General features: G+C 69.8%; 5 protein-coding genes. 4 read left to right on the plus strand and 1 reads right to left on the minus strand.

Annotated features, from left to right (window positions below):
- From RIF93_RS19280 to RIF93_RS19290, 3 genes are all read left to right on the plus strand, one after another.
- Positions 1 to 322: pyridoxine 5'-phosphate synthase (locus RIF93_RS19280; protein WP_309093068.1), on the plus strand; the 322-nt coding region annotated here is incomplete at its 5' end.
- Positions 319 to 717, plus strand: a complete 399-nt coding sequence (acpS, locus tag RIF93_RS19285) for a holo-ACP synthase (protein WP_309093069.1) — start codon at positions 319 to 321, stop codon at positions 715 to 717. The genes RIF93_RS19280 and acpS, both read left to right, overlap by 4 nt.
- A gap of 98 nt (positions 718 to 815) precedes the next feature.
- Positions 816 to 1,052, plus strand: a complete 237-nt coding sequence (locus tag RIF93_RS19290; protein ID WP_309093070.1) for a hypothetical protein — start codon at positions 816 to 818, stop codon at positions 1,050 to 1,052.
- Positions 1,053 to 1,056: 4 nt separating this feature from the next.
- On the opposite strand, the gene RIF93_RS19295 is transcribed toward RIF93_RS19290, so the two are convergent.
- Positions 1,057 to 1,959, minus strand: coding sequence for an EamA family transporter (locus tag RIF93_RS19295; RefSeq protein WP_309093071.1), 903 nt, complete (start codon positions 1,957 to 1,959; stop codon positions 1,057 to 1,059).
- A 75-nt stretch (positions 1,960 to 2,034) separates the two neighbouring features.
- Between RIF93_RS19295 and RIF93_RS19300 the strand changes: the two genes are divergently transcribed.
- A complete protein-coding gene (locus RIF93_RS19300) occupies positions 2,035 to 3,753 on the plus strand; it encodes a DUF4153 domain-containing protein (RefSeq protein WP_309093072.1) in 1,719 nt (572 codons plus the stop codon).
- The last annotated feature ends 77 nt before the right edge of the window (positions 3,754 to 3,830 follow it).

Consider the following 3,830-nt stretch of genomic DNA (forward strand, 5'->3'; position numbering starts at 1 on the left):
CAAGTCCGTTGGCGCCCAGGTGGTCGAGCTGCACACCGGCGCCTACTGCGAGGCGGTGCGCCACGGCCGCCGCGAGGAGGCGGCCCGCCTGCTGGAAGGGCTGAGGGCCGCCGCCGGCGCCGCCGCGGGCCTTGGTCTGGAAGTCCACGCCGGACACGGCATCGACTACGAAACGGTGAAGCCCATCGCGGCCATCCCCGAAGTGCTAGAGCTGAACATCGGCCACTTCCTGATCGGCGAGGCGATCTTCATCGGGCTCGGGCCCGCCATCCAGCGGATGCGCGCGCTGATGGACGAGGCGCGGGCGAGCCAGGCGGCATGATCATCGGCATCGGATCGGACCTCTCGGACATCCGCCGTATCCAGGCCAGCCTGGATCGGTTCGGCGATCGCTTCCGCCACCGGGTCTTCACGGAACTCGAGCGCACCCGCTCGGATCGCAAGGCGGACGCGGCGGCGAGCTACGCCAAGCGCTTCGCCGCCAAGGAGGCCTGCGCCAAGGCGCTGGGCACCGGCATGCGGCGCGGCGTCTTCTGGCGCGACATGGGCGTGGTGAACATGCGTTCCGGCCAGCCCACGATGGCGCTGACAGGCGGAGCCCTGAAGCGGCTGGAGGAGATCACGCCGCCGGGCATGAAGGCGCAGATCCACCTGTCCCTGACCGACGACCACCCCTACGCCCAGGCCTTCGTCATCATCGAGGCTTTGCCCGTCTGAGGGCAAACTGCCGCAGGGGCGTACCGCCGTTATGTCGGCCGCCGACATACGTGCCGGATTTCTCGTGCTACGCGTTCTTCTTCGACGGGAGACGGGGCATGGCGAAGCTCTTCGCGCTGCAATCCGACGCGGACGATCTGGCGGGCGCCGACCTGCCGTATCGCGTCGAACTCTGGGACGCTCCAGACGGGCGCCCTATCGCCGTGCTGGCGCTCGGCGGCAGTCCCGGCATCGGCTACGCGGCCTACTACGCGGCCGTCAGCGAACACTTCGGCCGTCACGTAACGCTGCGCCGGGAAGATCGCTTGCTCGCCGCCTCAGGCGGGGCTGGCTAGCCGCTCAGCCGGCCGCGACAGCCGCGCGGCGACGTTCCCAAGCAGGATAGAGGGTGTTCAGCGCCAGGCCGCCCAGCACCAGGACAGCGGCCGTCAGTTTCCAGGACGTCAGCGGCTCGCCCAGCAGGATCGCCGAGGCGCCCATGCCGAACACGGGCACCAGCAGAGACAGCGGGGCGATGGTTGCCGCCGGATGCCGCGCCAGCAGCCAGGCCCAACTCGCGTAGCCGAAGATGGTGTTGCCGACCGATTGCCAGAGCACGCAGGCCCAGGTGCCGAGGTCGGCGCGGGCGAGGCCCTGGCTGACCGCCGGCCAGCCCTCGAAGAGGAAGGCGAGGGCAAAAAGGGGCGGGGCGGCGAACAGACTAGACCAGACCACGTACGCCAGCATGTTCACTGGGCCGGCGGTTCGGGCCACGGTGTTGCCTCCGGCCCAGCCGAGGGCTGCCCCGACCACCAGCGCCAGGCCCAGCGGCGTCACCTCGGCGCTGGTATGGGCCATCAGCCAGACGAGCCCGGAGGCGGCGAGCGCCAGAGCCAGCAACTGGAAGCGGCGGATCTTCTCGCCGGCCAGCATCATGGCGAAGCCCACGGTGAAGAACGCCTGGATCTGGACGACGAGCGACGCCAAGCCCGGCGAAATCCACTGGGTCATGGCGATGTAGAGGAGGCCGAACTGGCCCACCCCGATCAGCACGCCGTAGGCCGCGAGATTGCGCCACGAGACGTTGGGCTTCTTCAGGAAGAACACCGCCGGCAACAGAGCGAAGGTGAAGCGCAGCGCCGCAAAGGTCAGCGGCGGCAGGTCGTCCAGCGCCCAGCGGATGACCACGAAATTGGTCCCCCACACCGCCACGACGGCCAGCGCGAGCAGCGCATGCAGGGGCGGCAGGGCGGCGCGACTCATGTCACCTAACTTAGGACTGGTCTGTCTGATTCACAGGTCCAGTTCGGACCCCGTGGACCGGCCACAGGAGCGGCGATGAGCGACGCGCAGGTTCAGGAGCCGAACCGCGCCGCCCTGGGCGCGCGGCTGGCCATAGGCTTCTCTCAAGGCGTGGTCCTGTATGGGCTCTGGGAGGTCCGCGAGAGCCTCCCGGGTCCGCTGTTCCGAGCGCTCGCGCTGGCGGCGCTGTTCGCGCCGGTCGTGGCGCTGGCCGCGGTCGGAGCCATGCGCCGGCGGACGCTGGTGCTGTGGCTCGGCGCCGCCACGCTCGTGACGCTCGGCTTGGGCGCCTACGACGGCTACGTCCACACAGGTGGTGACTGGCGGGATCGGGGCCCGTGGCCACGCCCGCCCCTGTTTGTCTTCTCAGCCGCTGCCCTTTTCGTCGCACACCACCTCATCCTGCCAGCCCACGCCGAGGGGCGGTGGGTCGCAAGCTACCGGAGCTATTTCGATGGCGGCTGGAAGGATGGCGTCCGGCTCGTGCTCAGCGCAGCATTCGTCGGCGCCCTCTGGATCCTGTTGTGGCTAGGCGCCGCCCTGTTCCAGCTGATCGGCCTCGACTTCCTCGAGAAGCTGCTCCGGGAGCCCGGCTTCGCCTGGCCGGCGACGACGACCTTCTTCGCGGTGGCCGTCCATGTGACGGACGTGCGCGCCGCTCTGGTGCTTGGCGCGCGGACCCTCGCGCTGAACCTCCTCGCCTGGTTGCTCCCGCTGATGACGCTGATCGCCGCTGGATTCCTGGCGGCGCTGGCGTTCACCGGGCTGGAGCCGCTCTGGCAGACGCGTCACGCCGGCGGCATCCTGCTGGCCGCCGCGGCCGCCCTGATCGTCCTCGTCAACGCCACCTATCAGGATGGCGAGCGGCCGGGTCATCCGCCCTGGGTGCTGAAGTGGGCGGTGCGCATGGCCGCAGGCCTGCTTGCGCCGCTCGTCCTCGTCGCGGCCTACGGACTGTGGCTCCGCATTGGTCAGCACGGGCTGACGCCGGGTCGCATCTATGCGCTCGCCTGTTTGACCGTGGCGATGGTGTATGCAGGCGGCTACGGTTGGGCCGCGGTCGACCGTCGAGCCTGGATGCGCCGGCTCGAGCGGGTGAACGTCGTGGCCGCGCACGTCGTCGTGTTGGTGCTGCTCGCCGTCTTCTCGCCCTTGGCCGACCCGGCGCGCTTGTCCGTGGCCGATCAGGTTGCGCGTCTCCGGTCCAACGACGTCGACGCGCGGAGCTTCGATTACGAATTCCTCGGCTTCCAAGCGGGGCGCTGGGGGCGAGAAGCACTGAAGGAACTCACCTCCGATCCTCGGCCTGCGGTGCGCGAACGCGCCGTCGAGGTGCAGCAGATGCGGAACCGTCACGATCCGCCCGCCCGCACGCCAGAGGCGCGCCGCCGGGCGTTCGAGGTTCTCGGCCGGCCGCTTCCCGATGATTTCGTGTCGCAGGATTGGGGCGAGCTGGAGCCCAGCGCCGGCTGTCCCGGGACTTGCCCCGCACTGGTGCACGACATGGACGGCGATGGAGACGAGGATGTGGTGGTCTTCCGCCTCTACAATACGGAAGTGTACCACCGGACGGCAGGGCGCGGCTGGCAGCGGCTGGGTCAGCTGAGCGGCACGTGGTGCCCTGGCGATATTGAGGCCGTGCGCGCCGGACAGCTTCAGGTGCGGCCACCGCGAGGGGCGACTGTAGAGGTGGGTGGCCGGCCCTTCGTTCTCGTGCCGAACTCCAGCTGCCCGCGCCCGGGCGGGCCGCCGTGACAACAGGTTCATGGGCGCGGCGCTTGCTCCCGCGCTATGCAGCGTCTAACCCACACTCCGCTCCGGTTCGCCGGGGG

The sequence above is a fragment of the Phenylobacterium sp. genome (assembly GCF_031181185.1).
In the GTDB taxonomy this organism is placed as follows: Bacteria; Pseudomonadota; Alphaproteobacteria; order Caulobacterales; family Caulobacteraceae; genus Phenylobacterium.